The organism is Vibrio cionasavignyae (genome assembly GCF_050337155.1).
Taxonomy (GTDB): Bacteria; Pseudomonadota; Gammaproteobacteria; order Enterobacterales; family Vibrionaceae; genus Vibrio; species Vibrio nomapromontoriensis.
Genome location: NZ_JAKJSR010000014.1, coordinates 155,499 through 170,797, shown reverse-complemented (window position 1 = coordinate 170,797; position 15,299 = coordinate 155,499). Strand labels below are relative to the sequence as shown.

13 protein-coding genes are annotated in these 15,299 nt (G+C 43.7%); 10 read left to right on the top strand and 3 right to left on the bottom strand.

Features of this window, described 5'->3' with window-relative positions:
• Nucleotides 1–2: 2 nt before the first annotated feature.
• Nucleotides 3–1,184, top strand: coding sequence for an alpha-hydroxyketone-type quorum-sensing autoinducer synthase (gene cqsA, locus L4D74_RS11365; RefSeq protein WP_428752218.1), 1,182 nt, complete (start codon nt 3–5; stop codon nt 1,182–1,184).
• Between the two features lie 217 nt (nt 1,185–1,401).
• Here cqsA and L4D74_RS11360 read toward each other — a convergent pair whose 3' ends face one another.
• Nucleotides 1,402–3,450 (bottom strand): hybrid sensor histidine kinase/response regulator, encoded by a 2,049-nt coding sequence (locus L4D74_RS11360; RefSeq protein WP_428752217.1) that lies wholly within the window; start codon nt 3,448–3,450, stop codon nt 1,402–1,404.
• A 203-nt stretch (nt 3,451–3,653) separates the two neighbouring features.
• Nucleotides 3,654–4,307: a GTP cyclohydrolase I FolE gene (gene folE, locus L4D74_RS11355; RefSeq protein WP_250616004.1), complete on the bottom strand. Its 654-nt coding sequence runs from the start codon at nt 4,305–4,307 to the stop codon at nt 3,654–3,656.
• A 174-nt stretch (nt 4,308–4,481) separates the two neighbouring features.
• On the opposite strand from folE, the gene moeA reads away from it, so the two are divergent.
• The 5 genes from moeA to L4D74_RS11330 all read left to right on the top strand — a co-directional run bounded on the left by moeA (nt 4,482) and on the right by L4D74_RS11330 (nt 8,900).
• On the top strand, nt 4,482–5,717 hold the full coding sequence (gene moeA / locus L4D74_RS11350; RefSeq protein ID WP_428752216.1) for a molybdopterin molybdotransferase MoeA: 1,236 nt from the start codon (nt 4,482–4,484) through the stop codon (nt 5,715–5,717).
• 10 nt (nt 5,718–5,727) lie between these two features.
• Nucleotides 5,728–6,477, top strand: coding sequence for a molybdopterin-synthase adenylyltransferase MoeB (gene moeB, locus L4D74_RS11345; RefSeq protein ID WP_428752215.1), 750 nt, complete (start codon nt 5,728–5,730; stop codon nt 6,475–6,477).
• Between the two features lie 186 nt (nt 6,478–6,663).
• Nucleotides 6,664–6,972 carry a hypothetical protein gene (locus L4D74_RS11340; protein ID WP_428752214.1) on the top strand — a complete coding sequence of 103 codons (309 nt, stop codon included), beginning with the start codon at nt 6,664–6,666 and terminating at the stop codon, nt 6,970–6,972.
• A 12-nt stretch (nt 6,973–6,984) separates the two neighbouring features.
• The gene (locus L4D74_RS11335; RefSeq protein ID WP_428752213.1) at nt 6,985–7,818 is read left to right on the top strand and encodes a sulfurtransferase; all 834 of its coding nucleotides are present in this window, start codon (nt 6,985–6,987) and stop codon (nt 7,816–7,818) included.
• 191 nt (nt 7,819–8,009) lie between these two features.
• Nucleotides 8,010–8,900, top strand: coding sequence for a LysR family transcriptional regulator (locus L4D74_RS11330; protein ID WP_428752212.1), 891 nt, complete (start codon nt 8,010–8,012; stop codon nt 8,898–8,900).
• Nucleotides 8,901–8,981: 81 nt separating this feature from the next.
• Here the strand turns inward: L4D74_RS11330 and L4D74_RS11325 are convergent, their stop codons facing one another.
• Nucleotides 8,982–9,977, bottom strand: coding sequence for a sugar-binding transcriptional regulator (locus tag L4D74_RS11325; RefSeq protein ID WP_428752211.1), 996 nt, complete (start codon nt 9,975–9,977; stop codon nt 8,982–8,984).
• 420 nt (nt 9,978–10,397) lie between these two features.
• Here L4D74_RS11325 and tal point away from each other — a divergent pair, with 420 nt between their 5' ends.
• The 4 genes from tal to L4D74_RS11305 all read left to right on the top strand — a co-directional run bounded on the left by tal (nt 10,398) and on the right by L4D74_RS11305 (nt 15,284).
• Nucleotides 10,398–11,348 (top strand): transaldolase, encoded by a 951-nt coding sequence (gene tal / locus L4D74_RS11320; protein WP_428752210.1) that lies wholly within the window; start codon nt 10,398–10,400, stop codon nt 11,346–11,348.
• Between the two features lie 67 nt (nt 11,349–11,415).
• Nucleotides 11,416–13,407 carry a transketolase gene (tkt, locus tag L4D74_RS11315; RefSeq protein WP_428752209.1) on the top strand — a complete coding sequence of 664 codons (1,992 nt, stop codon included), beginning with the start codon at nt 11,416–11,418 and terminating at the stop codon, nt 13,405–13,407.
• A 343-nt stretch (nt 13,408–13,750) separates the two neighbouring features.
• Nucleotides 13,751–14,218 carry a putative pterin-binding protein gene (locus L4D74_RS11310; RefSeq protein WP_428752208.1) on the top strand — a complete coding sequence of 156 codons (468 nt, stop codon included), beginning with the start codon at nt 13,751–13,753 and terminating at the stop codon, nt 14,216–14,218.
• A 4-nt stretch (nt 14,219–14,222) separates the two neighbouring features.
• Nucleotides 14,223–15,284 (top strand): diguanylate cyclase domain-containing protein, encoded by a 1,062-nt coding sequence (locus tag L4D74_RS11305; RefSeq protein WP_428752207.1) that lies wholly within the window; start codon nt 14,223–14,225, stop codon nt 15,282–15,284.
• Nucleotides 15,285–15,299 lie beyond the last annotated feature (15 nt).

Genomic DNA, 15,299 nt, shown 5'->3' with positions numbered 1-15,299 from the left:
TTATGCATTTAACTCAGATTAAAAAGGCTCTCCCTGACTTTATTACCCAAAAACATGATTTTTTCATAGAAGATCGTATTCATTCTAATGCCGATAAAAAACCGATTATCTGTGGGATGCAACCAAAGGCGGGTGATGTCGTCATGCAGACCAACGATTACCTGAGTCTCAATAGCAACGAAACCATTAAAAATGCACATATTCGTGCCATTCAAGAAAACGACGAAAGCCTGTTGATGTCGGGGGTTTTCTTGCTAGGCAGCGATAAGAAGCCGGCTTTTGAAACCAAACTCGCACAACTTACTGGATTTGAAAGTTGCTTGGTAGCCCAATCAGGTTGGACAGCCAATGTGAATTTGCTGCAAGCGATTTGCAATAAAGACACCAATGTTTATATAGATTTTTTTGCCCACGCATCCCTTTGGGAGGGGGCGAGAATAGCAGGCGCAAAACTTCATCCATTTATGCATAACAATACTCGACACCTAGCAAGGCAAATTAAGCGTAATGGACCTGGCATCATCTTAGTCGATTCGATTTACAGTACCATTGGGACTATTGCGCCACTGGTTGACCTTGTTTCCATTTCTTATGAACATGAATGTGCTCTGGTCGTTGATGAATCGCATTCTCTTGGAACCCATGGTCCAAAAGGCGCAGGCCTAGTGGCTGAGCTTGGCCTCACCGCCCATGTCGATTTTATTACTGCTAGCTTGGCTAAAACGTTTTCTTACCGTGCAGGCGCAATACTTGCCAATCAGAAAACCGCGTACTGTATTCCTATGGTGGCCTACCCTGCTATTTTCAGTTCAGCTATGCTTCCGTATGAAATGAAGCGCTTGGAAACGACTCTTGATGTCATTGTAAAATCAGATGAGCGACGTGCGACGTTGCAGAGCAGCGCAGAATACTTAAATCGAGCATTGCGAAACATTGGTTTTGACATTCGTAGCGAATCTCAAATATTTGGTCTCGATACTGGTGATGCGCAGAACACACTTAAGATTCGTAACTTCTTTGAGAGTAACGGAATTTTCGGTTCAATATTCTGCCCACCAGCGACGCCTAACGGTAAGCATATATTAAGATTCTCGATTAATGCAGAGCACACTATAGATGAGTTAGACCGTGTTATTAATGTGTGTCAGCAAGCGTGGGACAACCCTGAATTCACCTTTGACTAACGGTCGCTTCATGACTTTAAAGTGAGCGCTATCCCACGTAAAGATACGGTTGATAGCGACAAGTAATGAAAGATAAAGTGAGACTTGTAACCAACGGCCGGTGGTAAGCGAACGCCTAATCCGGCCTTCGAAACTCACTGCGCCGTTAGTCAACGATAGACTAACGGCGCAGTGAGTTTACAAATAGAATGCTGAAGCATCGATGATGAATGAATAACTAGATCCAAGACGCGACTTTATCAATTAACTCATCTTTTGGCGTAGGTTTAACAATATAATCGTTCATACCAAAGTCGTTGATTTTGATAACGGTTTCTTCGCTTTTATCTCCGGTGTAGCCGACGATCGGAATAGATGCATACTCTTCATTAGACTCTCTAATCATCCGCGTCGTCGTCAAACCATCGAGTACTGGCATCTCGATATCCATCAATATTAGATCCACTGATTCTTGCTTTAACGTATCTAAAGCGACTTGGCCATTTTCAGCCTGCAAAACGTGCAGCCCTTGCTTTTCTAGCATAATCGATGTGATAGAGCGAAGAGAGTGATTATCATCAACGATCATGACCGTTCTCTGAGTTGAGATCTCATTATACGACTGTACGTGATCAATCTGTTTTAGCTGATCAAACATCAGGTAGTCTAACGAGTCCGCCGTCTTATCAAAAAACTGTTGCCATTCGAACAACTCTATCGCGACATAACGTTGAAAATATAAATTACGAGTATCGTTAGGATCATGTAGAAATGCGATCCTTGCTTCAGTAAAAGACAATTTACCTTCTAATCGAGACATAAACGCCCAGCCTTGGCGATCAAGTCGGCCATCGATTACGATAAGGTTATACTCAAATTGATGCTCTTCGTACTCTGAAGCTTCTTCCATCGATACCGTTTTGAGTGTCAATTCAGTTTGGCTACTCACTTCACTCAGTTTTTCCTGAATCAAAGAATGCGCTTGACCAATATAAAGTAGGGATTTTGATTTCATTAGCTCGCGCTTAATATGAGTGATTTTATTGGAGGTATAATACGGAAATTGAAGTTCAAACTCAGTCCATTTTCCTTGGGTAGAACGACACTTAATTTTTCCTCCAAACGACGTCATCACTTTTTTACAAAATGATAACCCTAATCCAAATGTGCCATTTTTCCCTGTCGTGTAAAAATCTTCAAAAATATTCTTAATCAATTCAGGTTCAATACCTAAGCCTGTATCTTTGAAAAACAAGCTGTAGCCATCGCTAGTTTTCTTTGAGCGTATAGAAATACTGAACTTACCGGTTCCACGGTGGCGAAACGCATTCTTTAACAAATTATAAACCACGTACTTTAATAGTGTGTCACTACCTAGATACTCAAAATCTTCATCGATCTCTAAATGAATCGCTCTACGCTCTGATTCATTTTTATAAGCGTAACTTTTCACCGCGTTTTCCAGCACCACTTTCGCACGGTGTTTGCAAAACGTCGACGTCGATACTCTGTTTTTATCAATCGATGTCAGCAGCAAATCAATGGTTTCATTACCCGCCCAAATAACCTTCATTGAATCATCAATAATGTCATTCATTGTCTGTATTTCTTGTGCATTAAGATGATAAGAGTGTCGATAAGAAGAATTGCTGTTAGGTACCACCGAACGCATCACCTCAAACGAGGATAGCAACGCACTCAATGGATTTCTCATTTCATGGGCAATACCAGCACCAAACGACTTAGCGATCGACACCTTAGCTTCATGTTCAGTTTGATTTCGAAAGTAAAACAGATTTCCGAAAATATAGGTGAAGCCAAAAATAGGGATATAGCTGGCTTTATGTGCTAATTCAATAGCGCCATTAGAAGCAAAGTACGCCGCACCAGTCGCGAGTAACAGTGATATCACAACTTGTATAAACATCACACGTGTATCGTGAACCAGCAAAATATGAATAAAAATAGACGACATGAAGGATAGCACCCACACATCTGACCAATTATTCATCAACATCATATAAAAGAAGAAAAAGGGCAAACAAAGCCCGATGGCGAATAAGTAGTAATGGGGAAGGTATTTCTTAAAGTACCTAGGAAACGAATGACGAAACGCTAGTAACAGTGCAGACGCACTACAAAAAAGTCTTAGCCACACGTTCTCATACGGTTGAGGGAATAGAAACTCCCATACCCAGTAATACAGCGGGTAGCCTAACCCGCCCATTATTACCACTAAAAATAGGTTTGGCTCTGCATAATTGTAGATCTTTTGAAGTCTGCTCATCCACTCGTCCAGCGAGACTGAGGTTAGCGCAAGTGGTGAAAAAAACATCGCACCCATTGCTTAGAGAAATATGCCAACTCTGTCTTATAATTTCCTTCGATTATCAATAGTATGGCTGAAAACGGATACGAAATACAACAACGCCTTCAGATCTAGAAGGCGTTGTTGTAAAAATAGTCATTGGCTAGTGAATAAACATCACATTATCGCAGTCCATGTAAGAATTCATGACGCGTTGCAGGGATAGATTTGAAGATTCCGCCTAATGCCGTTGTGGTGGTTTCACTGGTTGCATCCATGACCCCACGGGATTTAACGCAATAGTGCACCGCATCGATAGTTACGGCGACATCATCCGTTTCAAGTAGCGTTTGCAACGCCACTAAAATTTGTTGCGTCATTCGTTCCTGTACTTGAGGTCGTTGAGCAAAGAACCTTACAATACGATTGATTTTAGACAACCCGATAATTTTACCGCGTGGAATATACGCCACTGCGGCCTTACCATCTATGGTAACGAGATGATGCTCACAGGTACTCGTGACCGTAATATCTTTCACACGTACCATTTCACTGACATTCATTTTATTTTCAATGACGGTGATCTTAGGAAAACGCTCGTAGTCTAAGCCTGAAAAAATTTCATCTACGTACATTTTCGCGATACGTTGTGGCGTTTCCATTAAGCTATCATCAGCTAAATCGAGTTGCAGTAACGTAAGGATTTCCCGCATATGATGTTCAATGCGTTCTTTTTTTTCTTCTCGACTGACGGTGTTTGGCAACATTGGTGTCTCTAACCCGCGCTTCGAGAGAGCTTCCTTGACCAATTGTGCTGATTCGCTTAACTCTGACATTTGTATACCTCTTACTAGTCCCGCAAGGGACGACAGGATACTCGGAATCCATTTGAATTACACCCCCATTTTATCGTTAGTTTTGTCGTACAGCCCTGCTTTACTTAGGGGCTACAGGATAAAAATATGATAAAGTTAGCCTGATATTAGCAATGAATTAGGAAGACATATTTTATGGGTTGCTGCGACGCTCCGGGCTTAATGCCAATAGAAGAAGCATTATCAAAAATGCTCACACCAATCAAACCAATTACAGACATCATTGAACGCTCGCTTCCTGAAGCATTAGGGTTTGTCCTAGCCGAAGATCTACGCTCCCCAATGAATGTGCCACCATTTGACAACTCCGCAATGGACGGATACGCCGTTCGTATTGCCGATTTAGAACAAAGTACCACATTGCCGCTTGCTGGTAAGTCTTTTGCAGGCCAACCATTTGAAGGTGTATGGCCTGAGAAAAGCTGCATTCGAATTATGACTGGGGCAAAAATCCCTACTGGTTGCGATGCCGTGATCATGCAAGAAAATACGCAGGTTAACGGTAATGCCATTACTTTCAACCAAGACAACATCAAGCCCAATATGAACATTCGTCCAACCGGCGATGACATAGAGCAAGGTAATGTTGTACTGGCACAAGGCGCTCGCCTCACAGCTCGCGATATTCCAATGATTGCGACACTGGGTTTTAGCCACATCAAGGTATTCAGAAAACCAAAAGTGGCATTTTTCTCTACGGGTGATGAACTCAGACCGTTAGGTAGTGAGCTGCAAGATGGTCAGATATATGATAGCAATCGCTACGGTATCAAACCTCTCATTGATAACTTTGGCTGCGAAGCCATTGATCTTGGTATTATCCCAGATTGCCAAGAAACACTGCGTAACACCTTTATTAATGCCCAACAAGAGGCTGACGTTGTCATTACCTCTGGCGGAGTTAGCGTTGGTGAAGCAGATTACACCAAAGACATCCTTGAAGAGTTAGGGCAAATCGGCTTTTGGAAGCTCGCTATTAAACCAGGCAAACCTTTTGCGTTTGGCGAGCTTGACCACGCGTGGTTCTGTGGACTCCCTGGCAACCCTGTTTCTGCAGTCTTAACCATGTATGTCTTAGTGCAGCCACTCATTGCAAAACTGGCTGGCCATACACAATGGAAAGCTCCCGAGTCAATCCCTGCAACCACTAAAACCGCGTTCAAAAAGGGACCTGGTCGAACAGACTACCAACGTGGCATTTACTCCATTGTAGATGGCAAGTTTGAAGTAGAGTCAACAGGTAACCAAAGCTCCGGCGCGTTCCGTTCAATGAGTTTGGCAAACTGCTTTGTTGTTCTTGAGCAAGACCGAGGAAATGTGTCGGTTGGAGAGACAGTGCAAATCCAACTTCTCAATTCAACACTTTATTGAGGTGGACGTTGTGGATATTCTCTCCGACAAGGAAATGCTTCGCTACAACCGTCAAATCATCTTGAAGAACTTTGATTTTGAAGGGCAAGAGGCACTTAAACAGTCATCAATATTGATGATTGGTGCAGGCGGTTTAGGCTGCGCTGCCAGTCAATATTTGATTGCGGCTGGTATTGGTCAATTAACTATCGTTGATGACGACCACGTTGAACTGTCTAATTTACAGCGCCAAATACTCCATACTGATGGGGATATTGGTACAGCAAAGGTCGAGTCAGCGAAAGCATCGCTACAAGCGCTAAACCCAAATGCTAAGATTATTGCTATTCAAGAACGTCTCGATGACTCTGCACTATCTGACTTAATACGACAACACTCGCTGGTCCTTGATGCCACGGATAACGTTGACACGCGGAATCAACTCAATCGGCTTTGCTTTGAATCGAAAACACCTCTGGTTTGTGGTGCCGCAATTCGGATGGAAGGACAAATATCGGTATTTACCTATGACGATGAGCAGCTCCCTTGCTATCAGTGTTTAAGTGCGCTGTTTGGAGAAACGTCATTATCGTGTGTAGAGGCTGGTGTCATGTCACCCGTTGTTGGCATTATCGGTGCAATGCAAGCCTTAGAAGCGATTAAAGTCATTGCGAACTATGGTCAAGTTAAAAAAGGCAAACTATTGTTATTTGATGCATTGACCCTGACTTGGCGCGAACTGGGCTTACCTAAATCCCCAACCTGCCCAACTTGTCGCTAACGCGTTAAATGGATGAATGCCTTCGGTTTAGCAAACTATTTTCCGTTTTGCTAAACCGACTTTAATGCTATAGGAGTTTTATGCTTAATGACGTCAGGATTTAGTGCCGTTAAGGTTTAATGACGTTAAAGCTTAATAACGTTAAAGCGTAGCGTTATTTTGTCTCAGAAGTTTAAGGAGTGCACTTTGAAATCATTGAAAGCCGCAATTATCCTACTCGGCGCAGGTCTTGGCCTGCTGGTCGCCCTTCTCTGGTTTCCTTTAACGCATTCGGTCGACACAATACAAGGTCAAGTAATCAGCCAAACTCTGACACAGTCTTTAGATGGCAACCGCTACTATTTAACCATTGAATTACCCGATAAATCGACGGTAAGAGTCAACACAGATCCTGCACGTCGTTGCCAAATCGGCACACTTGCTACGTTGGATCAGCTACAAAGCCCACTCTCTTCGACAAGCACCTATCAACTGGTTTCTTGTCAGCAGCAATAGAAGGAAAATGCTATGACATCGCCACTTGTCACACCCTCATGGTTATATGAAAAATTGGGTGAAGATGACTCACTAGTCATTTTAGATGCCAGTATTGAGTTTCAAATTCCAATGGAGCCAACAAAGGACACCAGTGGAGTAATTCCGCAATCTCAGCGCTTTGACTATGACAACGTCTTTTGTGACTCCAATAGTCCCCTGCCACATATGATGCCGTCAGAGTTAGTATTTAATCAACTAGCCTCACAACTTGGTATCACCCCAACATCGACGATAGTGGTGTATGACAACTCAGGTACATTCGCCTCCCCTCGCGCTTGGTGGATGCTAAAAGCACTAGGGTTAGAGCATGTCTATGTATTATCTGGCGGGCTCCCTGCATGGAAGGCACATCAGTATCCCGTTGATACAGCATTTGTTACCCCCCAACCGAGTACGCTTGAACAGACCATTGACCCAGAGCGCTTTCTTAACGCGGAGCAAGTATTAGCCATTGCCAACAAGCGATCGCGAACTATTATTGATGCTCGCGCACATGCCCGGTTTAACGGCGAAGTAAAAGAGCCTAGAGAAGGCTTGCGCAGTGGACACATCCCTTCTTCTGTTTGTCTGCCATTTTTGGAGCTCATGCGAAATGGTACATTAAAGCCCGTTAATGAACTTGAACCATTATTTTCTTCAATCAATGACGATAAACACACACCACTCGTGTTTAGTTGTGGCTCTGGTGTCACCGCTTGTATTTTGGCGCTTGGTGCTTCCATGTGCGGGTATCATAACCTTGCCGTTTATGATGGTTCTTGGACTGAGTGGGGACAGAGACACGACCTGCCAATCGAGTGCTAATCACTATTTGGCTTATTAATTAAGATCCCGTCCGATTAATTTAAATCACTATTATTTGCAGAGCTTCACTCAACATAAATCAGTGGTTGCGATAATGCAGCCACTGACTCATGAGATGAGATTCGAGTGTTTATAAAGCACTATTTTATCGTATACTGATTACATGATAACGTTTTGTTATGGAGAGATTCATGGTAAACGCGACTTGGCTACATACTTTTAGAACCCTCGTCGAAGTGGGTCACTTTACTCAAACGGCAGAAAAGTTATTCATGACTCAGCCAGGAGTCAGCCAGCACATTAAAAAATTAGAGCGAGATTTAGGCTCTGAGCTTATTCGCCGTGAAGGTAAAACATTCGAACTGACTGAGCAGGGGCATATCGTCTATCAATACGCGGTGAACCTTGCCAAGCATGAAGATTTGCTAAAAGAACAGCTCAGTTTCGATAACCCACATCAAGGTGCTTTTCACATTGCAGCACCCGGTGCTATTGCTACCGCTATCTACCCTGAGCTTATTAAGCTGCAAACCGAATACCGAGGACTATCTACGCACCTAGAGGCAGGCCCCAACAGAAAAATCATTCAAGATGTCCTTTCAGGAAGCGCTGATATAGGCATTGTTACCTACATGCCTAACCAGTCTGAACTCACATGTGAATCCATTGGGCATTTAGAAATCAGCCTCGTGATGCCCAAAAATCATCCTCCAAGCCCGAGTATTTTGAGTGATATTGAATCATTGGGTGTCGTGGCTCACCCAGATGCGCAACACTACTTTGAGAAGTTTTTTGAACACAGTGGTGACAAAGCGCTGCAAGATTTGGACTGGTCAAAATTGACTAAAGTGACTTATATCAACCAGTTGAGTCAAATTCTTCAACCGGTTGCTATGGGGGTTGGGTTAACCGTGCTACCTAAAATTGCCATCAATCACTCAGCGTATCAAAATCAAGTAAGCGTGACTCCTACCCCGAACGTCATCAGCGAGCCTCTTTATCTCATCAAAAAGAAACGAAGAGAACTACCAGCCCGTTATCAAACGCTATTAAGCATATTCAAAGGTTGGGACTTTTCTTGAACCGCTGATTGACAGTAAGTTTGCTGGACAACCCATTTAGAGAACCATACCTATCACTGACTCCGTGCTAGCCAGCACTCATCAAGTTGAAGGGGTTTGACTACTTTCTATATTTCTCATCTGTTCATCGAGGTTCAAGACCGTCAGTGCGTTACTTACGCTTGTTGCGATAACGTCAATAACGCCAGTTCTGAGTGCTCCAAGCAACGCCATAGGTTTACTATTTTCCGATGCAATAGCAATCACTTCAGAAATCATTCGGTACTCTTCCAAACCTAAACCGATAACGCGATCGCTCATAACGGTATTCGCAGCTTGACCATGGATATCAAAAAAATCATAACCTGCAAAATCACCGACAACGCCTTGGTGAAGCCGTGACTGAACCACTTCATCAGCCGTAAACCACCCTAAATCAACCATATAACTATTTTCGCTCATATCACCGACACCAACGAGTGCCATGTCGGCCTTACGCGCTAAATCCAGTGTTTGCTTGATAGTTGCATTTTGCATAAAGGCGAGCTTTTGCTCTTTATTCTCAGCATACGCGGGCGCATAGAGAGTTTCCGATGAGCCGCCATAGATCTTCGCTAACTGTCGGCATATATGGTCGGCATTAAAAAGACCACCTCTCGGGTGAATACCACCAATGCCACACACAAACTTACAGGCGCGCGGGCTGATCACTCCAGTATGATGAGCTACCGCAGATACATTACGACCCTGCCCAACCGTGACCACCATGCCCGTCTTCAATGTTTGCGCAAGATAGTTTGATACTAAACCCGCCACTTGATTACGTTGGGACTGCCCATCTGGCTGGTCTAAAGCAATCAACGCCCGCTTTACGCCAAAGCGCTCCATCAATCTCTGCTCTATTTTGGCACTGTATACAGGGTGATACTTTACCGTAATGTCGACAATCCCTTCATCTCTTGCTTGCTTGAGCAGTCGGCCAATTTTTGCACGAGAAACACCAAATTTTTTCGAGATTTCCTCTTGAGTCGCACCATCTTGATAATACGCGACTGCGATTTCAGTGAGTACGTCTGCACTTGTTTCTGAATTATCCATACACTTAGCTCTATTTTCGAGCCTGCTCGACCACAAACAGGCATACATTAGTTCACACACTGAACATATGTATGAGCATACGACATCCATGACATTTGCTCAATAACATTACAATATCTCAGCCTATTTTGTGAGCTGCCCGAGAATAACCACGGCTTTACCCGCGCTAAGCAATCAACAAAAGTGCGCTGCCGTTATCAGAAACCGAAAGTAATCGCATGAATGAGCAATTTACCCGGTATATTTTATTGACTTTCAGCCTGCATGAGTTAAATATGAATCAACATTTACTCACGAGCCAAACACATGCTCACGCATGAATGCTCGCTGATTAGGATTCTGTGCAGTAGCCAACACAAGCGCTACTGATGTCGACCTTTTATTATGAGACGGCCTTGCCTCAACTATAGGAACGTACCGATGAGCAATAAATTAGCGCAACTACGCAAACTGACGACTGTCGTCGCCGATACTGGCGACATTGAAGCCATTCGTAAATACCAACCAGAAGATGCAACGACTAACCCTTCTCTCATTTTGAAAGCAGCACAAATCGCTGAGTACGCGCCTCTTATCGATCAAGCTATCGAGTATGCGAAAGGTCAGAGCCAAGACAAAAACCAACAGCTTCTAGATGCGGGCGATATGCTTGCCGTTAGCATTGGTAAAGAGATCCTGAGTACTATCCCTGGTCGTATCTCTACAGAAGTTGATGCTCGTCTTTCTTACGATACAGAAGGCAGCATTACTAAAGCTCGTAAGCTTATCAAGATGTATAACGATGCCGGTATTACCAATGACCGTATCCTAATTAAACTTGCGTCAACGTGGGAAGGTATTCGCGCAGCTGAAGTACTAGAAAAAGAAGGCATCAACTGTAACCTAACGCTTCTTTTCTCATTCGCACAAGCTCGTGCATGTGCGGAAGCAGGCGTCTTCTTAATCTCGCCATTTGTTGGTCGTATTATGGACTGGTACAAAGCGAAAGAAGGTCGTGACTTCGACGCACAAGAAGATCCAGGCGTTGTATCGGTAACCTCTATCTACAACTACTATAAAGAGTATGGTTACAACACTGTTGTCATGGGTGCGAGCTTCCGTAATATCGGAGAAATCCTTGAGCTAGCAGGCTGTGATCGTCTAACCATTAGCCCTAACCTGCTGCAAGAACTAGAAGAAGCAGAAGGCGAAGTCGTAGAAAAACTGATCGATTCAAAAGGCGAAGCAGCACGTCCTGCGCCTATGACTCACGCTGAATTCCTTTGGGATCATAACCAAGACCCAATGGCGATTGAAAAACTAGCAGAAGGCATTCGCAACTTCGCTATCGACCAAGGTAAGCTTGAAGAAATGCTTGCAGCAAAACTATAACCCAATTCAAAAAGGCACTGATAACAGGTGCCTTTTTTATTACCCTTTATAAATTTTGGAAGACACCATGAATCGTAAACAACTCGCTAATGCTATTCGTGCTTTGAGCATGGACGGTGTACAACAAGCAAATTCTGGCCACCCAGGCGCCCCTATGGGTATGGCTGACATCGCTGAAGTGCTGTGGCGCTCGCACTTAAACCACAACCCATCTAACCCAGAGTGGGCTGACCGCGACCGCTTCATCTTATCTAACGGTCACGGCTCGATGTTAATTTACTCTCTGCTTCACCTGGCAGGTTACGAGCTTTCAATTGAAGACCTTAAGAACTTCCGCCAGTTACACTCTAAAACACCAGGCCACCCTGAGTACGGCTACGCACCAGGCATCGAGACAACAACTGGTCCTTTAGGACAAGGCATCACAAATGCTGTTGGTATGGCGATGGCTGAAAAAGCACTCGCGGCACAGTTTAACAAAGAAGGCCACGACATCGTAGATCACTTCACGTATGCCTTTATGGGTGATGGCTGTCTGATGGAAGGTATCTCTCACGAAGCTTGTTCTCTAGCGGGTACACTAGGTCTTGGTAAGTTGGTCGCTTTCTGGGATGACAACGGTATCTCAATTGATGGTGAAGTAGAAGGCTGGTTCTCTGACGATACACCAAAGCGTTTTGAAGCATACGGCTGGCACGTAATCCCAGCAGTAGATGGCCACAACGCTGATGCTATCAATGCGGCTATCATCGCTGCTAAAGCCGATCCTCGCCCTACTCTAATCTGCACTAAAACAGTGATTGGCTTTGGTTCTCCAAACAAATCTGGCACGCACGACTGTCACGGTGCACCACTAGGCGCTGACGAAATTGCAGCAACACGTAAAGCATTAGGTTGGGAGCATGGTCCTTTTGAAATTCCGTCGGAAATTTACTCAGAGTGGGATGCGAAAGAAGCAGGCGCAGCTAAGGAAGCAGCGTGGAATGAGAAATTTGCAGCTTATGAAGCAGCATACCCAGAGCTGGCAGCTGAATTCAAACGCCGCGTAAACGGCGAGCTTCCTGCACAATGGGAAGAAAAAGCATCGGCAATCATTGCCGATCTACAAGCTAATCCAGCAAACATCGCATCGCGTAAAGCGTCTCAAAATGCTTTAGAAGCATTTGGTCAAATGCTTCCTGAATTCATGGGCGGCTCTGCTGACCTTGCGCCTTCTAACCTAACCATGTGGTCTGGCTCTAAGTCGCTAACGGCAGAAGACTTCTCTGGTAACTACATCCACTACGGTGTGCGCGAATTCGGCATGACGGCTATCATGAACGGTATCGCTCTGCACGGTGGTTTCGTACCATACGGCGCGACATTCCTAATGTTCATGGAATACGCTCGCAACGCAATGCGCATGGCTGCTTTGATGAAAGTTCAAAACATCCAAGTGTATACGCACGACTCTATTGGTCTTGGTGAAGATGGGCCGACTCACCAACCAGTTGAGCAAATTGCTTCTCTACGTCTCACGCCAAACATGAGTACATGGCGCCCATGTGACCAAGTTGAATCGGCAGTCGCTTGGAAACTGGCTATTGAGCGTAAAGATGGTCCAACATCACTTATCTTCTCTCGTCAGAACCTAGCACAGCAAGAACGTGACGCTGAGCAAGTCGCAAACATCGCTAAGGGTGGTTACATCCTAAAAGATTGTGCTGGTAAGCCAGAATTAATTCTAATTGCTACTGGCTCTGAAGTTGAGCTAGCGGTTGAAGCGGCTGCGCAACTTACAGCGGAAGGTAAAGCGGTACGTGTGGTTTCAATGCCAGCAACTGACGCGTTTGATAAGCAAGATGCGCAGTACCGTGAATCTGTACTTCCATCTGACGTGACAGCTCGTATTGCAGTTGAAGCCGGTATCGCTGACTTCTGGTACAAATATGTTGGCTTTGGTGGCAAGATCATCGGTATGACAACATTTGGTGAGTCTGCACCCGCAGGTGAGCTATTCAAGATGTTTGGCTTTACCACAGAGAACGTTGTTGATACAGCGCGTGAGCTATTAAAGTAAGCGACGCTTTCTCCAAAATACATTAGCAATGTGATGTAACTTAAGCACAAAAAAATGTCGTTCTAATCTATTAAGTGCCATAGCGGGTTCCCGTTATGGCACTTCGTCTTTCCAATGACCGCACTCTATTCGCGACCTTTGGGTGACCGCTCCAACTGCCTATCCCTTTCTTCCTACCTATCCCTTTCACCCAATAACTCGCCCTAACGAACCGCAGCAATTAACACGAGTTGCATAATGATAACTGTCTCAAAAGTGAAACAGGATCGTGCTTGATACTCTTCATGTACTTCCTAGACTATCAATAAGGACACAAAATCGTTAAAGCGGAAGGAATCCGATTATGAGAACGTTGATCATGAAGACGCTGGGAATTGCTATAACCGTGTTTTTCAGCCAGTGGGTCTACTCAAGCCAGTTAACTATTATTGACACTAATAATGTTAAGTATGTCATTTCCGATAGTCAGCTTCTTGATATGCCACAAACTACCATCACCACAACGCTACCTTGGCTTGAAGAAGAAGCGACCTTTCGTGGCGTAACACTGCAAACCCTTTTCGAACAATCCAACCTTACCCTCCCTCAAAACCTGACCTTTATCGCTCTGAACAACTATCAAATCGATATACCTAAATCAGACATTGAAACTTATTCTCCAATTATCGCCATTCACAAAGATGACGCGCCCATGTCTATTCGCGATAAGGGACCATTTTGGGTAATATTTCCAATCGCCTCAAAGCCAGAGTTAGACACTACCGATTATCACGCTAAAATGATTTGGCAGCTCAAAAATATTCAAATGTAGCTCTATGATAAAATACCTAATCGAAACAATTCCTCTCAATATTATAAAACTATTTCTGGCGCTTTTAACAACCATAGCGTTGGCCGTCAATGTGATGACGATTGACAAAGTAAACACTATAAACGATAGCTTTTCTGAGCGTAAGAACGAAGCCACGTGGTTCGTTTTTCAATTAGTCAAAGAGTACTCTCAATTCGTAACTGAAATCCGGATTTCACCCATTGACCCCAAAAATTTGTGGCTGCATTTTGATTTAACATGGAGTCGATTTGATATAATCCTCAACAGCCGTGAGTCTTCAAACTTCATTAAAGACGCTAACTATTATTATTTCTTTTCAGAGCAGTTTGAGAAATTTAAAGAGTTAGAAAAATCTCTCCAACTCTATCAAGAAGGTAAAATCAAACAAGATGCCATTAAACATCGAGTTATCCTTAACTACAATGAAGTTATCACCTTTATTAACGCCAACTTTCGGCTACAAAGCCCATTGTATAAGAAAAATAGTCACGAGTTAGAGCGACTTTTATTTTTACAAAAGATAACGACTATTATCCTTGTTTCTTTATTTACCATTATCATACTTATCTTTTGGCTTGAATCTTTGATTAGAACATCCATTCACCGAAGAGACCCACTGACTCGGTTTATGAATCGCTCTGCGCTCACTTATGACCTTAAACTGCCATTCTCACAGCCTTATTACAGTATACTCTCTGTTCGAGTTTTAAACCTCGAAGAAGTCAATCATAAATATGGTATTGATTACGGCGATATTTTAATAAAATCTGCAGCTGAGAAAGTATCGTCTTTAATCGATAGCCGATTTAATTTGTATCGTTATAGCGGTTCAACTTTAATCGTACTAAGCAAATTCAGTCAAGCCTCTCAAACCGATAACACACTAAGAGCAATGCGAGAAAGTTTGGGCGAACCCATCCTTTTGGGTGATTTAGAGCTTATAATGGATATCTCTTTGATTCACGAAAAAAAAGTACACCGTTCTATGCTACTTGAACGCCTAACACTACTTTCCCGAAGAAAGGCTGCCGCACAGAACCTCTAATAACGCTGACTCACC

Bases quoted from the DNA above. Each gene is read 5' to 3' on its own strand.
- cqsA (WP_428752218.1), top strand. From the start codon at position 3: ATGCATTTAACTCAGATTAAAAAGGCTCTCCCTGACTTTATTACCCAA.
- L4D74_RS11360 (WP_428752217.1), bottom strand. From the start codon at position 3,450: ATGAGCAGACTTCAAAAGATCTACAATTATGCAGAGCCAAACCTATTT.
- folE (WP_250616004.1), bottom strand. From the start codon at position 4,307: ATGTCAGAGTTAAGCGAATCAGCACAATTGGTCAAGGAAGCTCTCTCG.
- moeA (WP_428752216.1), top strand. From the start codon at position 4,482: ATGGGTTGCTGCGACGCTCCGGGCTTAATGCCAATAGAAGAAGCATTA.
- L4D74_RS11335 (WP_428752213.1), top strand. From the start codon at position 6,985: ATGACATCGCCACTTGTCACACCCTCATGGTTATATGAAAAATTGGGT.
- L4D74_RS11330 (WP_428752212.1), top strand. From the start codon at position 8,010: ATGGTAAACGCGACTTGGCTACATACTTTTAGAACCCTCGTCGAAGTG.
- L4D74_RS11325 (WP_428752211.1), bottom strand. From the start codon at position 9,977: ATGGATAATTCAGAAACAAGTGCAGACGTACTCACTGAAATCGCAGTC.
- tal (WP_428752210.1), top strand. From the start codon at position 10,398: ATGAGCAATAAATTAGCGCAACTACGCAAACTGACGACTGTCGTCGCC.
- tkt (WP_428752209.1), top strand. From the start codon at position 11,416: ATGAATCGTAAACAACTCGCTAATGCTATTCGTGCTTTGAGCATGGAC.
- L4D74_RS11310 (WP_428752208.1), top strand. From the start codon at position 13,751: ATGAGAACGTTGATCATGAAGACGCTGGGAATTGCTATAACCGTGTTT.
- L4D74_RS11305 (WP_428752207.1), top strand. From the start codon at position 14,223: ATGATAAAATACCTAATCGAAACAATTCCTCTCAATATTATAAAACTA.